We start from the raw sequence: 15,006 nt of genomic DNA on the forward strand, positions 1-15,006 counted from the left end.
TTTTAGTTTTGATTTTAAAAATAAAACATAGATGCTCGAAGGGAGTACCAATCATGGCAACAAAATTCAACATTGATGGTTTAAAAGCAACGATTGAAGGTAAGGAGATTCTGAAAGGAATCAACTTGGAAATTAAAGGTGGAGAGATTCATGCGATCATGGGTCCGAACGGTACAGGTAAAAGTACGCTAGCTTCGGCATTGATGGGTCATCCAAAATACGAAGTAACAGACGGCAATGTGACGCTTGATGGTGAAGACGTATTGGAGATGGCGGTTGATGAACGTGCTCGTGCCGGTCTATTCCTAGCGATGCAATACCCAAGTGAAATTGCAGGCGTAACGAACTCAGACTTCTTGCGCAGTGCGATCAATGCACGTCGTGAAGAAGGAAGCGAGATTTCCCTAATCAAGTTCATTCGCCAAATGGAAGGCAAAATGAAAGAACTTGAGATGAATCCTGAATTTGCTCATCGTTATTTGAACGAAGGTTTCTCCGGCGGTGAGAAGAAACGTAACGAGATTCTTCAAATGTTGTTGTTGGATCCGAAAATTGTGATTTTGGATGAGATTGACTCCGGTTTGGATATCGACGCATTGAAAATTGTAGCGAACGGTGTCAACACGATGCGTAGTGAAGAACGCGGATTCTTGATCATTACGCACTACCAACGTCTATTGAACTACATCAAACCAGACTTCGTACACGTGATGATGCAAGGACGTATCGTGAAATCCGGCGGACCTGAATTAGCAGAACGCCTGGAAAACGAAGGTTATGATTGGGTGAAAGAAGAGCTAGGAATTGTTGATGAAACGGTAGGTCAAGAAGCATAATCGAGGAGGAGACAAGAAAGATGACAACACAAACAATCCTTCCTATTGACCGTGAAACGTTAGCGGCGTTGTCGCAGAGCAACAATGAACCAGCTTGGTTGTCCACGTTACGTTTGGAAGCTTTGGAGCTTGCAGGTCAATTGGAATTACCCGTCGTAGAAAAACAAAAAATTAGCCGTTGGAATTTAGATGCTTACGGTTCGTATAAAAGCTCGCCAGCGATTCAGTCGCTGAGTGAATTGCCAGAATCCTTGCAGTCGCTTGTGAATTTGGAGGAGAGCAGCAATATTCTTGTTCAACGCAATTCGAGTGCTGTATTCCAGAAATTGTCCGCGGAGTTAGCGGCAAAAGGCGTTATTTTCACAGATTTGAACACAGCTATTCAACAACATGGTGAATTGGTACAGAAATACTTGTTCACAGCGGTGAAAAAAGACGAGAACCGTCTTGCAGCATTGCATGCAGCACTATGGAACGGCGGCGTATTCGTATACGTACCGAAGAATGTCGACGTTGAGCTTCCATTGCAAGCGATCATGTTATCGGATGATGCAACAGCGACATTTGCTCCGCATGTACTCATCATTGCGGAATCGAACAGCCGTCTCACCTACGTAGATAATTATTTATCGACGGATGGCGTTGGGCTAGACCAAGCCGTTCATAACGGAGTTGTGGAAGTATTCGTGAAGCCAGGCGCGAACGTTCGCTTCGCATCCGTACAGCACTTGAACGCAACGAATGTAACTTATCGCCGTGCCGTAGTCGAGAACGATGGCCGTATTGAGTGGATCATTGGTGAAATGCACAATGGTAACGCGGTATCGGAAACGATGTCTGTGTTGCAAGGCAACGGATCCTCATCAGATATGAAAGTTATCTGTGCGGGTACAAATGAGCAGAAACTTAGCATTACTACGAAAGCAGTTCATTTCGGTAAAAGTTCCGATAGCCAAATGTTCACACGCGCTGTAATGAGAGATGCGGCAAGCGCGATTATTAACGGGATTACGAAGATTGAAAAAGGTTCAACCAAAGCAAACGGTGAGCAAACCGAAAAAGTGTTAATGCTTAGCCCGAAAGCTCGTGGAGATGCGAACCCTATTCTCTTGATCGATGAAGATGATGTAACAGCAGGTCATGCAGCATCTGTCGGACAAGTAAATCCTGAACAAGTGTACTACCTCATGTCCCGTGGTATTCCGAAATCGGTTGCTGAACGATTGATTATTCATGGTTTCTTGGCACCGGTTATTTCGGAAATTCCTTTAGAGAATGTCCAAGAGCAGCTTCGCAGCTTGATGGAAAGGAAGTTAGGACAATGAACAGTGCGCAAATTCGTAAGCTCTTCCCGATCCTAGACCAGGAAGTTAACGGACATCCACTTGTCTACTTAGACAGCGCGGCATCTTCGCAGAAGCCGATCTCGGTCATCGAAGCGGTGAAGCATTACTACGAGCATGATAATGCCAATGTACATCGAGGCGTTCACACGCTTGGCTCTCGTGCTACTGATGCTTACGAAGGCGCGCGTTCGAAAGTGGCTCGGTTCATTAACGCGAAACGATCCGAAGAGATCGTATTCACGCGGGGAACAACAACATCTTTGAACTTAGTGGCTAGCTCGTATGCACGTGCAAACTGCAAAGAGGGCGATGAGATTGTGATTACTCCCATGGAGCATCACAGCAATCTGATTCCTTGGCAGCAGGTTGCCAAAGCAACGGGTGCAACGCTTAAATATATTCCGCTGCAACCGGATGGAACGATTCTCCTGTCAGACGTGGAACAAGTGATAACAGATCGGACGAAAGTCGTATCGGTGACCCATGTTTCGAACGTTCTCGGTGTCATTAATCCGGTGAAGCAAATTGGTGAAATCGCCCACCGTCACGGAGCCATTATGGTCGTAGACGGTGCGCAGAGTACGCCGCACATGAAAGTGGATGTACAAGATTTAGATTGTGATTTCTTTGCATTTTCTGGTCATAAGATGTGTGCACCAACAGGCATTGGCGCATTATATGGTAAGAAGGCACTTCTGAATAACATGGAGCCAATCGAATTCGGCGGTGAGATGATTGATGAAGTGGGGTTGTATGATTCCACTTGGAAAGAGGTTCCTTATCGCTTTGAAGGTGGAACACCTATTATTGCAGGTGCTGTTGGTCTAGGTGCAGCGATTGATTTCCTACAAGAAATCGGCATGGATGAGATTGAACAACATGAGAAACAATTATCAGCATACGCATATGAGCGCTTGTCTGAAATTGAAGGCATCACGCTCTACGGTCCAACGAAAGATCGTTCAGGTTTGGTTACCTTCAATCTAGGAGAAGTTCATCCGCATGATGTTGCTACAGTATTGGATGCCGAAGGCATTGCAATTCGTGCAGGGCATCATTGCTGCCAACCGCTAATGCGGTGGTTAGAAGCCAGCTCTACGGCGCGTGCGAGTCTTTATCTGTATAATACAGAGGAAGATGTTGACCGTTTAGTGAAGGGTCTAATCCAGACAAAGGAGTATTTTGGCTATGCAATTGGATGATTTATACCGTCGTGTCATTATGGATCACTATAAAAACCCGCGTAACCGCGGTACGTTCGAAGGGGACGCGGTTACCATTAATTTAAATAACCCAACCTGCGGTGATAAAATATCGTTACAGCTTCAAGTTGAGAATAATATCGTGCAAGCCGCGAAATTCTCTGGCGAAGGCTGCTCGATCAGTCTTTCCTCTGCATCGATGATGACAGATGCAGTGAAAGGCAAGACCGTGGAAGAAGCGATGGATTTGGCGAATCGATTCTCTTGCTTGATGAAAGGCGAAGCCGCAGAATTTGATGAGTACGAAGATATTGAAGCGTTGTCGGGTGTGAATAAATTCCCTGCTCGCATTAAGTGTGCAACATTAGCTTGGAACGCCTTACGCAAAGGCATCGGTTCTGAAGATCAAGAATAGATTGATAATAACAAAAGGGTAGGTGGTTCGCTCATGGCTAAGAAGATGCCTGAAATGGAAGAATATAAATACGGCTTCCGCGACGAGCACAAGGCGGTTTTCCAAACCGGTAAAGGTTTGACAGAGGAAATCGTTCGTGAAATTTCAAAAATTAAAAATGAGCCCGAATGGATGTTGGATTTCCGTCTTAAATCCCTGAAACAATTCGAGAAAATGGCTATGCCAAAATGGGGCGGAGATTTGGATGACCTTGATTTCAACGACATCCAATATTATGTTCGTCCTTCTGAGAAGCAAGGGAAAACATGGGAAGAAGTTCCTACGGAAATCAAAGAAACATTTGATAAGTTAGGTATTCCAGAAGCGGAGCAGAAGTTCTTGGCTGGGGTATCCGCTCAATACGAATCTGAGGTTGTCTATCACAGCATGCAGAAGGATCTGGAAGATCAAGGCGTTATCTTCACGGATACCGATACGGCACTTCGTGAACACCCAGAAATCTTCAGAGAATATTTCGCGACAGTCATTCCTCCTGCAGATAACAAATTTGCAGCGTTGAACAGTGCTGTATGGTCTGGCGGCAGCTTTATCTATGTACCGAAAGGCGTTAAATGTGAAATTCCTCTTCAAGCGTATTTCCGGATCAACTCCGAAAATATGGGACAATTCGAGCGTACATTGATAATTGCGGACGAAGATAGCTTCGTACACTACGTTGAAGGATGTACGGCTCCGATTTACAGCACGAACTCCTTGCATAGTGCGGTTGTAGAAATCGTGGCTCGCAAAAATGCACGCGTTCGTTATACAACGATCCAAAACTGGGCGCCAAACATTTATAACTTGGTTACCAAACGTGCGGTGGCTGAAGAGAATGCAACGATGGAATGGGTTGATGGTAATATCGGTTCCAAGTTGACGATGAAATATCCTGCAGTTATCTTGAAAGGCCGTGGCGCAAAAGGGATGGTTCTTTCCATCGCGGTTGCAGGCAAAGGGCAGCATCAAGATGCAGGGGCGAAAATGATCCACTTGGCTCCAGATACCACTTCAACGATCGTATCCAAGTCGATCAGTAAGCATGGCGGTAAAGTAACGTATCGCGGTCTGGCATCATTCGGCCGGAATTCGGAAGGATCGAAAGCCAATATCAAGTGCGATACGCTTATCCTTGATAATGAATCGACATCCGATACCATTCCATACAACGAAATCTTGAACGATAACATCACGTTAGAGCATGAAGCGACGGTATCCAAAGTATCGGAAGATCAATTGTTCTACTTGATGAGCCGTGGTCTGACAGAAGCTGAAGCAACACAAATGATCGTTATGGGCTTTATCGAGCCATTTACGAAAGAGTTGCCTATGGAATATGCGGTCGAAATGAACCGTTTGATCAAGTTCGAAATGGAAGGTTCCATCGGTTAATCGATGGTTCTGGAATAAGCAAAAAGCCGCCCAGGATGGGCGGCTTTCTTTCGGTTATGTTACGTTACCACATCAGAGTAAAACCTACATCTAATCGCGGTCGCTCATCTTCGAAAGGCCGAGGGTAGAGGTTTTCTCACATATAAATTTCTTGAATTTCAAGTGAACGGTCCAACGAGAGATCGACAAATTGATCTTTGACTTGGATGAGGGGTCGGAAGTAATCTGAATTATTGGTCAGGATGATTTTACCGAGTTCACCATTATGCAGAAGTACCTTCTTGCCGATGAAGTTAGGGATCATTTGCGAAATAAAGATATGCGTCACCGTGGGGTCTAATTTCGTAAAGCTCATTTCATGTAATTCTTTGAGCACGGTTAACAAGTCTCGCTTCGTTTGATAGATTCGTTCCGTAATCATAGCACAATATACATCTGCGACGCTGACGATTTTGGCATATGGATGTATATTCGTTCCTTGTAAGTGGAAAGGATAGCCGCTGCCATCCATGCGTTCATGATGCTGCAAGGCGACCACGGCGATGGAATACGGGTATATGGAATTACGAATGATTTCGTAGCCATGAATGGTATGCTGCGTCATCATTCTAAATTCATAATCGGTTAGCTTACCAGGTTTGTTCAGAATCTCATCATCCACGCGACATTTCCCGATATCGTGGAGATAACCGGCTTTGCCTATCAGTTGTGATTCTGTCTCATCGTATCCCATCCAATTCGCAATGAAGTAGGAAAGAATGCCGACTTGAATGGAGTGCTGAATGGTATAATCATTCTGATTATTTAACATAAGAAGGAGATCCACCACATCTCGCTGGTCTTTGACATGGTTGGTTAACGGGATAAACGTGTCTTGTACAATTTTATCATTGATGACACCTTCAGCAAGGGCTTCTTTAAATAGCGATTCCGTCCCGGTAATTGAATCTTCATATATAGGCTTTAATAATCGGAAAGTTTCATCCGCAAGTGTATTAAGTTCGGTTAATAAGGATTCGGGTTCATCGAGTTGCTCAGGCTGCTGTCTCGTCTCAACATCCACATAATCGATCTGGTGCAGTAGCAATTTGGAAATCTCTTGGGAACGGAGAAGCGTTCCACGGGATAAAACATGAAGACCATAAGAGTTAAATGTATCGGCAGATAAACGATCTCCAATATCTAAATCCATGACATGCACTCGCATCGGGGTGCCCACCTTTTTCATCGTTGATATGTATAAGATTGGAAATGTGTAGTAATACAATTTTATCAACAAAAGAAAAAAATGACAATAAACCAATGATTTTGTCAAAAAAACGCGACTTTTGTTCTATGACTAAGGTTGCTATAATGAGATGTTTGATGAGAGGGATTCTATATTATTGGGTTCCAAGGACCTATATTCTCAATATTGGAGATGTATGATCGAGATAACGAGCTAGAGGTTCGGTTCATCTGTTAGGATTTGGCTGTAGTGCCAAGGAAACATCATTTCTAAATGAATCCAGGAAAGTGTTTAAGTCATTCGGATGCTCCCGGGTTGTTCCTACAAAAGTCAGGTATACGCTCGGCATGATCTTTGCTTTATAATAAAGATGAAAGAATACCATAATGAACTGGAAAATGTTATGCTAGAGCAAGACGTATCTGTTAGATTGAACCTTTGATATGAATAGAATAGGGCATAGCCCGAGGAGACGATATGAAGATAGAGAAACGTAGCTTGGTGCTATTACATTCTAATGATATCCATAGCCATTTGGAGCAAGCGGCTCAAATTGCGACAATCATCGAACAGGAACGTGTAGGAAGGCACCCAGATGATTTGATCGTGCTTGATATCGGGGATCATATGGATCGAATGCGCTTAGAGACCGAAGGCAGTAATGGGGCGGTCAACGTTGAAATTTTAAATCAGACCGGATACGAAGCCATTGTACTTGGCAATAATGAAGGTCTTACATTTACCCCTGAACAACTCAAGCAGATGTATTCGAAAAAAAAGGATTATGAGATTCTAGGCAGTAACATCAGAGAAAGCACGAGCGGTGAAATCCCCCATTGGATGGTTCCCTATCATATTCTTCATAAAGGGGACTTGCGAATAGGATTGATCGGCGTCACGGCTGCTTTCTCGGATTTCTATGAACTGCTGGGATGGGATGTGCTTGAGCCGTACCAGGTCGTCTCTGAGCTCACTACGATACTCCGTCCGCAAGTTGATTTGCTTGTGGTTATGTCACACTTAGGCTTGAAGCATGACCGTTATATTGCAGAACATGTAGAAGGTATTGACCTGATCCTTGGAGGGCATACACATCATTTATTTGAACAAGCGGAGCAAATCGGGCATACTTATATTTGCGCTGCAGGGAAGTTCGGCTCACATCTGGGACGGGTTGAGTTCGAGTTCGACGTATTAACTCGGCGATGTACCGTGCAACGAGCGATTGCCGTACCCACGGCAGGAGTCCCTGAACATCCGGGAGTTCGTGCATGTATTCAACATTTTCTCAAGACAAGCCGACAATATTTAAGTACAACCGTTGCTCACCTGCACACTTCTCTGCCTGCTCACCCTGAACAAGAGTCTGCACTCGTGAATCTATTAGCGGCGGAGTTGCGTCAATGGACAGAGGCAGAGATTAGTCTTGTTAACGCAGGGCAGCTGCTTCATTCCTTAGCAGAAGGTGATGTAACGCTGGAAATGCTGCATCAGATTTGTCCGTCTCCGATTAACCCGTGTCGGCAGAAGCTAACAGGATCTCAGATCCTGATTGCGCTCGAGGAGTCTCTACTGCCGGAGTTTCAACAGAAGGCGATTAAAGGATTCGGATTCCGCGGTGAGGTGCTTGGGATGTTAGGGATCGATGGGATGGAAGTGTTCTATGATCCGAGCCTACCGCCCTATCAACGTATACGTGAGGTGGTCGTGTCAGGGCATCCATTACAGCCGGATAGGCTTTATATGGTAGGCACCCTGGATATGTTTACTTTTGGTGTAGGGTATATGACCTTGAAAGAAGGGACGGAACGCAAATATTATCTGCCGGAGTTCATTCGAGATTTGCTTGGTACAGCATTGCAGCAGGAAGCCTTGGTTGCTTCAAGCTTTGAAGCGCGTTGGCATGTGGCGCACCACTAAATTATTATGAAGAAAAAAGGAGTTAGCGAAGATTATGGATTCCATTTTAGTAGCGATTATATTAGGGATTGTCGAGGGTCTGACAGAATTTATCCCTGTCTCATCGACAGGGCACATGATTTTGACAGACAAGATCATCCATCCGGATGTTCCACAAAATTTGCTGAGTTCTTTCGAAGTTATCATTCAACTTGCAGCAATACTTGCCATTGCGATCGTATACAGAGAGCGGATATTCCAGTTGTTCGGATTGAAAAAGAGTTCGCGCGAATCCACATCAACTTCAACGAGCCGCGTTCAGAAACCACGTTTGAATTTAATCCACGTGTTTCTTGGAATCGCTCCTGCACTGATCACCGCGTTTTTCGCACGTGATTACATAAAGAGTAAGTTTGAGTCTTCCTCAACCGTACTTTGGGCGTTAGTTGTCGGCGGTCTATTCATGATATTCGCGGAGTTCTTCTCCCGCAATCGCGTGAAGCTGACGGCGCCGGATATGGATGATATTACATATAAACAAGCATTTCTTATCGGAATCTATCAAATCCTATCTGTCGTATGGCCGGGATTCAGCCGCTCGGGTTCAACGATGTCTGGTGGGATGTTGAGCGGGGTCAGCTATAGAGCTTCAGCAGACTTCTCCTTTTTAATCGCCATTCCTATTATGTGTGCGGCTTCAGGCTATGAGCTCCTTGATAATTATAAAGTGATTTTAGAAGGGGATTGGCTGTTCTTTCTTGTTGGTTTTATCGTATCCTTTGTGGTAGCTTACATCGTCGTCGTATGGTTCCTGAAGCATATTCAAAAAATTCAACTTCGCCACTTTGCTTACTATCGCTTTATCGTAGCTCTTCTGTTTTGGTTCTTTATCTTGCGCTAATCCGTGGAGTATCCAGGCAATAGGAGCAATATCATAGAACTTCAAGCTTGTTTATGGCATAATATATGAGGCGTCTTTTCGCCACAGATATGAATTTATTTACGGATCAGGGGTTTTGAAATTGCGCTTATTGCCTATTCAGTTTTGTCAACCTGGAATGAAACTTGGTAAAAAGATTTATAATGAAGAGGGTCTTGTCCTATTATCTGAGCATGCGGAATTAACCCAATCTATTATTCTGCGATTAGATCAACTTGGTCTAAAGTATGTGTATATAGAAGATTCTCGTACGGATGATGTTTTAATTCCTGAGTTAATAACCGAAAAAACGCAACGCGAATCCATTCAAGAAATTCGAACGAATTTTCGGGTTTTGATGGATAAGCCATTTACCGAGAAACAGTCGGCATACCCTAGCTTAGGTAAAAATTTTCGCAAAGTGATTACGAATCTCATCGATGAACTCAGCGGTCATGAAGATGCGATGATTATGCTGTCGGATCTGCATACAACTGATTTTTATCTCTATCGGCATTCGTTAAATGTCTGTATTTATACGGTGATGATGGGTCTATCTAAGGGTTACAATGCCGAGGAATTGATGACGATTTCGTTGGGCGCCTTACTCCATGATATCGGGAAAACACAGGTACCGTTGGAAATCTTGCAGAAGCCCGGCCAGCTGACGGACGAGGAATTTAGTAAGATTAAAATGCATTCGGAATTAGGATATAAAATGCTTAAAGATGAACCTAATATTCCATTATTAGCAGCGCATTGCGCATTCCAGCATCATGAGCGCGTCGATGGAACGGGATACCCGAGAGGCATCAAAGGGTCAGAGATTCACGAGTATTCCAGAATCATAGGCATTGTAGATTCCTATGATGCGATGACGAGTCATCGTGTATATCGACCGGCATTGATGCCGCATCAAGCGCTGGAGATTTTATATACGGGTTCAGGAACGCTGTATGAGCAAGGCTTGTTAGAATTGTTCCGGGATCGAATTGCCATCTATCCGATCGGCATCACCGTCAAATTAAACACAGGGGAAATCGGCGTTGTCGTGGACTTGAACGCCATGGCTCCACAACGTCCTATTATTCGTGTGCTATATGGTCCAGATGGGGAAGAGTTGAAATCCATCTATGAAATTGATTTATCCGTCCGACTCAATGTGATTATTGTAGCCGTACTAACGGGTGGCAGTTGAGTACCTTCTTCCAATCAAGTAAAATGTTCTTATACATAACCGCTTGTAAAACCTGGGCACTTGACCAGGTTTTTTTAGATGTCTGAACTGTTTTCTGCAACGAGCAAGATGCATATACGTAATATTAACGACAATAGTAGGGGGAAACAGCAATGCAATCTAATTCATCGTCTTCTATAGGAGATACAATTTCGTTACAACCGTTATCACCGGTTAATGATCCATGGGATCCTATCCGATCCTTGCAACAATACGGAAAACATGTACTGACGAGCGTAGAGTTTACGATTACGAATCTATGTAATATGCGATGTGAACACTGTGCCGTCGGAGATACATTAACCCTGATTGAACCGGACAAAATTCCATTGACGCAATTGTTAAAGCGATTGGACGAAGTGGAGCATTTGGAGACGATCAGTATCACGGGCGGAGAGCCTTCCTTCCATATGAAAACGGTACATGATTATATCGTTCCATTGCTCAAGTATGCACGCGAGCGTGGAGTCCGTTCACAGATTAACTCGAATCTAACGCTGGATTACAAACGCTACGCGCCGCTTTTACCTTATTTGGACGTCATGCATATTTCATTTAACTATGTTAAACCGGAAGATTTTCATGAGGTAGGATTTAAGCATTCAGGGCATGCTGTAAGTCTTGAGGCAGCCACGAAGCTCTATGATCGGATGATTGAGAATACACGCCGACTGAGCTCAGAAGGCATGTTCATTTCTGCGGAGTCCATGATTAATTACCGGACCCACCGTAAGATGTCGGAGATTCATGAATTGATCGTGGATATGGGATGCTTAAGACATGAGGTTCATCCGATGTATCCGTCCTCTTTTGCGGTTGATTTGCCGATGTTATCCCAAGACGAGATGAGAGCTTCGATTCATCAATTGCTGGATGTACGCCATCAAGACATTTGGATGCTCTTCGGTACACTGCCATTCTATGCTTGCAACACCAATGAAGCGGATCAGCATTTGCTGCGCAGGCTTAGAACAGAGCCGAATGTAACGCTTCGTAATGATCCAGATGGGCGCAATCGAGTCAACGTCAATGCGTTCACAGGCGATGTATTTGTGACCGATTTTGCAGATATCCCTTCGTTTGGTAATATTGAGAAAGAACCACTGGATCAAATATTCGATCGTTGGTTATCAGAGCATCCATTGAATCAACGAATCAATTGCCATTGCAGCAGCGTGAGTTGCTGTGGACCGAATTTACTTGTAGCAGATATGTATTATAAGAATGAGGATTTCAAAACTAGAAAAGCCATCATCTAGATTCAAAACTGAAGAGGTGTTCGCAGGTGTCCCATTTCGATCCCGGGCAGATTGTTCTCAATCTGGCTCTTGTCCTTGTTTTAGTGTTATTAAATGGTCTATTCGTCGCCGCTGAGTTTGCCCTTGTTAAGGTAAGGCAGACCCGATTGACCCAGCTTGCGAATGAAGGCAATAAGCGTGCCGAATTTGCATTAACAGTGAATCACAAATTGGATACATACTTATCCGCGACGCAGTTAGGGATTACGCTTGTCTCCCTCGGTTTGGGTTGGGTAGGTGAGCCAGCTGTATCGCATTTAATCGTTGAGCCTTTCCTGGCTTGGATTGGTGTTACCGATCCTACCCTGACGAGTACGATTGGATTTGTCGTAGCCTTCTCGATCATCACCTTCTTACATATCGTTCTGGGTGAATTGGCTCCCAAAACATTGGCGATTCAAAAGGCTGAACAAACTTCCTTATGGTTATCGGCGCCATTGCTGGTCTTCTATAAAATCTTTATGCCGGCCATCTGGGTGCTAAATTCGGCTGCAAATGGGCTATTGAAGCTGTTCGGCATGGAGCCTGCTTCCGATCATGAATTAGCACATACCGAGGAAGAAATTCGGATTCTGGTGAGCCAGAGTGCGAAAAGCGGGTTCATTGATAAAGACGAAATGAAGCTTATGGATAACATCTTTGATTTCTCAGATCGGTTGGCTCGGGAAGTGATGCTTCCTCGTACAGATATGCAATGTCTATATACGACGCATTCCCTCGCGGATAATATGGCGATTGTCTATACTACGAAGCATACGCGGTATCCGATGGCGGTAGAGGATAAGGATCAAATTATTGGATTTGTACATATTTCAGACCTGTTCATGACACCGCCAGAGTCCGAAGAGGACATGCGTGCTTTAATTCGTCCGATTCTAAGTGTCCCAGAGTCCATGGAAGTCAGCCACGTGTTGCGTTTGATGCAGAAGAACCGAGCACAAATCGCGCTTGTTGTGGATGAATACGGCGGTACCGCAGGGATGCTGACGACAGAAGAAATATTGGAGGAAATCGTCGGAGAAATTCAGGATGAATTTGATATCGATGAGCGTCCGAATGTAGAGATCATGGATGGCGTGAAGTCTGTCGATGGGCGTATGCTGCTTGAAGATGTGAATGACATCCTAGGGATTACGATCGAGGATGATGAGGTCGATTCCATTGGCGGTTGGCTCTTTAAGCAATTGGAAGGCGAAGTTGTCAAAGGGAAGAAGATTCAGATTGAATCGGTCTGGTTTGAAGTCGCTGAAGTGGATCGATTGCGGGTGACGCGGGTTCACATTTATAGGCAGAAAGATGGATCTGCGCCAAGTTAGATGAGAGGCCCATTCTTACTGGCCTTTTATGAAGTTTGAATAAAAGATGAAGTTTGTAGAATCCGTTCAAGTTTTGGCTTGGACGGATTTTTTTTGTTGTTCAGATGGACTAGGCTCCAGTCATAAAGTAATAGAAGGTCTAGAAGAAGGAGGCGTTAATGGATGAATGATCAAGAGCGTACATGGATTCCTTATATCGGTCCATACGATCCTTGTCCACCGATTCGAGTAAAAACCTATGTCGTGCCGCCGAATCAGTATATCGTGTTTCAACCGTTAGACTTACCACAGTTCTCACTACAAGAAGCTTTAAGATATGGCACGTTGTGGCCGGCATTGTTCAGTCCTTATGAATCCAAAAATCTGCGTAGAGGAGGGAGAACTCTGTGAGCGAAGCGAATACAAAGCCGATTGATGCACAGTATTACAAATTGCTCGAAGAGCTGCAAATGGTTGATTTCGGTTTGTTAGAGCTTTCGTTATATCTAAATACCCATCCGAACGATATGAAGGCGATTCAGCAGTTGAATCAATGGTCGGAACAACGCCATAAGATCGCTCAACAATATGAATTGGATTATGGTCCGCTGCTGCAATTCGGTCATAGCTATTCGAAGTTTCCTTGGCAGTGGATTGAGAGTCCATGGCCTTGGCAGGTGTAACGTCGTGCAATGCAAAATGAAGGGAGGCTGTACACGGCATGTGGTTATATGAGAAAAAGTTGCAATATCCTGTACGCGTAAGTAAATGCGATCCACGTATGGCAAAACTCCTGCTAGAACAATATGGGGGTGCTGATGGTGAATTAGCGGCTGCATTACGATACTTAAATCAGCGTTATTCGATACCAGATAAGGTTATCGGGTTACTTACGGATATCGGGACGGAAGAATTTGCCCACCTGGAAATGATTGCCACCATGGTCTATAAGCTGACAAAAGATGCAACCATCGAGCAGATAAAGGCGGCCGGGCTTTCTGAGATTTACGCACAGCATGATCGAGCACTCTTCTATACCAATGCTGGGGGAGTTCCTTTTACAGCGGCCTATATTCAAGCGAAAGGTGATCCACTCGCCGACCTTTATGAAGATATTGCCGCAGAAGAAAAGGCTCGCGCGACCTACCAATGGCTGATTGACTTAACCGATGATGTAGATCTGCAGGATAGCCTGAAATTTTTAAGGGAGCGGGAAATTGTACATTCCCTCCGTTTCCGCGAAGCTGTGGAGATTATTAAGGCAGACTGGAATACGAAAAAAGTGTATTAAGTAAGGATTAGGGGACCATAGGGAATGGTTCCCTTTTTTTCTGCCAAAAAATAAATATTATGGTTAAATTACATACTTGCAAAACATAATAAGATTCGATATATTAATTGACATATCAATCATTGATAGATCAATGGATTGCACATTTAATGTTAAAGGAGGTCCCTATTACGAATACACATCAAGAACAAGCCACGTTATTGTCTAGCATGCACATGCTCAACAAGCAGATTAGCGCGAAATTTGAAAAGTGTACGGGCATTGGCCAATCGCGTTTAGGCATTCTACATTATCTGTATCAAGTCGAGGAAATGAGTCAGACGACGTTGCAGAAGGAAGTGAACATTGATCATGCGGCGATTACCCGCCATCTGAAACAGTTAGAGGCTTCAGGCATGGTGGCACGCCGCAAAAGTGCGGAGGATAACCGTGTAACGCTTGTCTGTCTCACAGAAGAGGGACGCTCTAAGATTTTACACTACCAGAATGAAAAAGATCATTTCATCCAACAGATGCTTTCAGGCTTCAGCAAGGACGAGCTTAACCTTCTTGCGGACATGGTTGAACGGATGAATCAGAATATCAGTCGTTTCTAATTACATCGAAGAA

Annotated in this window: 15 protein-coding genes; 14 read left to right on the plus strand and 1 reads right to left on the minus strand. The window is 44.2% G+C overall.

All coding sequences use genetic code 11. From position 1 onward, the window contains the following. Positions 1 to 53: 53 nt before the first annotated feature. Genes sufC through sufB form a run of 5 tightly spaced genes read left to right on the plus strand, consistent with a single transcriptional unit; the run spans position 54 to position 5,230 of the window. A complete protein-coding gene (gene sufC, locus BVG16_RS00240) occupies positions 54 to 836 on the plus strand; it encodes a Fe-S cluster assembly ATPase SufC (protein WP_078496489.1) in 783 nt (260 codons plus the stop codon). Between the two features lie 20 nt (positions 837 to 856). Beyond that, on the plus strand, positions 857 to 2,161 hold the full coding sequence (sufD, locus tag BVG16_RS00245) for a Fe-S cluster assembly protein SufD (protein ID WP_078496491.1): 1,305 nt from the start codon (positions 857 to 859) through the stop codon (positions 2,159 to 2,161). Continuing rightward, positions 2,158 to 3,384, plus strand: coding sequence for a cysteine desulfurase (locus BVG16_RS00250; protein ID WP_078496492.1), 1,227 nt, complete (start codon positions 2,158 to 2,160; stop codon positions 3,382 to 3,384). The genes sufD and BVG16_RS00250 overlap by 4 nt, the downstream gene beginning before the upstream one ends. Beyond that, positions 3,371 to 3,799: a Fe-S cluster assembly sulfur transfer protein SufU gene (sufU, locus tag BVG16_RS00255; protein WP_078496494.1), complete on the plus strand. Its 429-nt coding sequence runs from the start codon at positions 3,371 to 3,373 to the stop codon at positions 3,797 to 3,799. Before BVG16_RS00250 ends, sufU begins: the two co-directional genes overlap by 14 nt. Before the next feature lie 33 nt (positions 3,800 to 3,832). Beyond that, positions 3,833 to 5,230, plus strand: coding sequence for a Fe-S cluster assembly protein SufB (sufB, locus tag BVG16_RS00260; protein WP_078496496.1), 1,398 nt, complete (start codon positions 3,833 to 3,835; stop codon positions 5,228 to 5,230). Positions 5,231 to 5,366: 136 nt separating this feature from the next. Here sufB and BVG16_RS00265 read toward each other — a convergent pair whose 3' ends face one another. After that, positions 5,367 to 6,437, minus strand: coding sequence for an HD-GYP domain-containing protein (locus tag BVG16_RS00265; RefSeq protein WP_078496498.1), 1,071 nt, complete (start codon positions 6,435 to 6,437; stop codon positions 5,367 to 5,369). Positions 6,438 to 6,935: 498 nt separating this feature from the next. Here BVG16_RS00265 and BVG16_RS00270 point away from each other — a divergent pair, with 498 nt between their 5' ends. From BVG16_RS00270 to BVG16_RS00310, 9 genes are all read left to right on the plus strand, one after another. Beyond that, positions 6,936 to 8,378, plus strand: a complete 1,443-nt coding sequence (locus tag BVG16_RS00270; RefSeq protein WP_078496500.1) for a bifunctional metallophosphatase/5'-nucleotidase — start codon at positions 6,936 to 6,938, stop codon at positions 8,376 to 8,378. A gap of 34 nt (positions 8,379 to 8,412) precedes the next feature. Beyond that, positions 8,413 to 9,258 carry an undecaprenyl-diphosphate phosphatase gene (locus tag BVG16_RS00275; protein ID WP_078496502.1) on the plus strand — a complete coding sequence of 282 codons (846 nt, stop codon included), beginning with the start codon at positions 8,413 to 8,415 and terminating at the stop codon, positions 9,256 to 9,258. Between the two features lie 121 nt (positions 9,259 to 9,379). Continuing rightward, positions 9,380 to 10,474 carry an HD-GYP domain-containing protein gene (locus BVG16_RS00280; RefSeq protein WP_078496503.1) on the plus strand — a complete coding sequence of 365 codons (1,095 nt, stop codon included), beginning with the start codon at positions 9,380 to 9,382 and terminating at the stop codon, positions 10,472 to 10,474. Between the two features lie 152 nt (positions 10,475 to 10,626). Then, positions 10,627 to 11,772, plus strand: coding sequence for a radical SAM/CxCxxxxC motif protein YfkAB (gene yfkAB, locus BVG16_RS00285; RefSeq protein WP_078496505.1), 1,146 nt, complete (start codon positions 10,627 to 10,629; stop codon positions 11,770 to 11,772). Between the two features lie 26 nt (positions 11,773 to 11,798). Next, complete coding sequence (locus BVG16_RS00290; protein WP_078496506.1) at positions 11,799 to 13,127, plus strand: hemolysin family protein; 1,329 nt, start codon at positions 11,799 to 11,801, stop codon at positions 13,125 to 13,127. A 162-nt stretch (positions 13,128 to 13,289) separates the two neighbouring features. Beyond that, the gene (locus tag BVG16_RS00295; protein WP_078496508.1) at positions 13,290 to 13,517 is read left to right on the plus strand and encodes a spore coat associated protein CotJA; all 228 of its coding nucleotides are present in this window, start codon (positions 13,290 to 13,292) and stop codon (positions 13,515 to 13,517) included. Next, positions 13,514 to 13,789, plus strand: coding sequence for a spore coat protein CotJB (locus BVG16_RS00300; RefSeq protein ID WP_269845567.1), 276 nt, complete (start codon positions 13,514 to 13,516; stop codon positions 13,787 to 13,789). Before BVG16_RS00295 ends, BVG16_RS00300 begins: the two co-directional genes overlap by 4 nt. 38 nt (positions 13,790 to 13,827) lie before the next feature. After that, positions 13,828 to 14,397, plus strand: a complete 570-nt coding sequence (locus tag BVG16_RS00305) for a manganese catalase family protein (protein ID WP_078496509.1) — start codon at positions 13,828 to 13,830, stop codon at positions 14,395 to 14,397. Positions 14,398 to 14,546: 149 nt separating this feature from the next. Continuing rightward, complete coding sequence (locus BVG16_RS00310) at positions 14,547 to 14,993, plus strand: MarR family winged helix-turn-helix transcriptional regulator (RefSeq protein WP_078496511.1); 447 nt, start codon at positions 14,547 to 14,549, stop codon at positions 14,991 to 14,993. Positions 14,994 to 15,006: the final 13 nt, after the last annotated feature.

It is taken from the genome of Paenibacillus selenitireducens, assembly GCF_002021565.1.
In the GTDB taxonomy this organism is placed as follows: domain Bacteria; phylum Bacillota; class Bacilli; order Paenibacillales; family Paenibacillaceae; genus Paenibacillus_K; species Paenibacillus_K selenitireducens.

Bases quoted from the DNA above. Each gene is read 5' to 3' on its own strand.
- sufC (WP_078496489.1), top strand. From the start codon at position 54: ATGGCAACAAAATTCAACATTGATGGTTTAAAAGCAACGATTGAAGGT.
- sufD (WP_078496491.1), top strand. From the start codon at position 857: ATGACAACACAAACAATCCTTCCTATTGACCGTGAAACGTTAGCGGCG.
- BVG16_RS00250 (WP_078496492.1), top strand. From the start codon at position 2,158: ATGAACAGTGCGCAAATTCGTAAGCTCTTCCCGATCCTAGACCAGGAA.
- sufU (WP_078496494.1), top strand. From the start codon at position 3,371: ATGCAATTGGATGATTTATACCGTCGTGTCATTATGGATCACTATAAA.
- sufB (WP_078496496.1), top strand. From the start codon at position 3,833: ATGGCTAAGAAGATGCCTGAAATGGAAGAATATAAATACGGCTTCCGC.
- BVG16_RS00265 (WP_078496498.1), bottom strand. From the start codon at position 6,437: ATGCGAGTGCATGTCATGGATTTAGATATTGGAGATCGTTTATCTGCC.
- BVG16_RS00270 (WP_078496500.1), top strand. From the start codon at position 6,936: ATGAAGATAGAGAAACGTAGCTTGGTGCTATTACATTCTAATGATATC.
- BVG16_RS00275 (WP_078496502.1), top strand. From the start codon at position 8,413: ATGGATTCCATTTTAGTAGCGATTATATTAGGGATTGTCGAGGGTCTG.
- yfkAB (WP_078496505.1), top strand. From the start codon at position 10,627: ATGCAATCTAATTCATCGTCTTCTATAGGAGATACAATTTCGTTACAA.
- BVG16_RS00295 (WP_078496508.1), top strand. From the start codon at position 13,290: ATGAATGATCAAGAGCGTACATGGATTCCTTATATCGGTCCATACGAT.
- BVG16_RS00305 (WP_078496509.1), top strand. From the start codon at position 13,828: ATGTGGTTATATGAGAAAAAGTTGCAATATCCTGTACGCGTAAGTAAA.
- BVG16_RS00310 (WP_078496511.1), top strand. From the start codon at position 14,547: ATGTTAAAGGAGGTCCCTATTACGAATACACATCAAGAACAAGCCACG.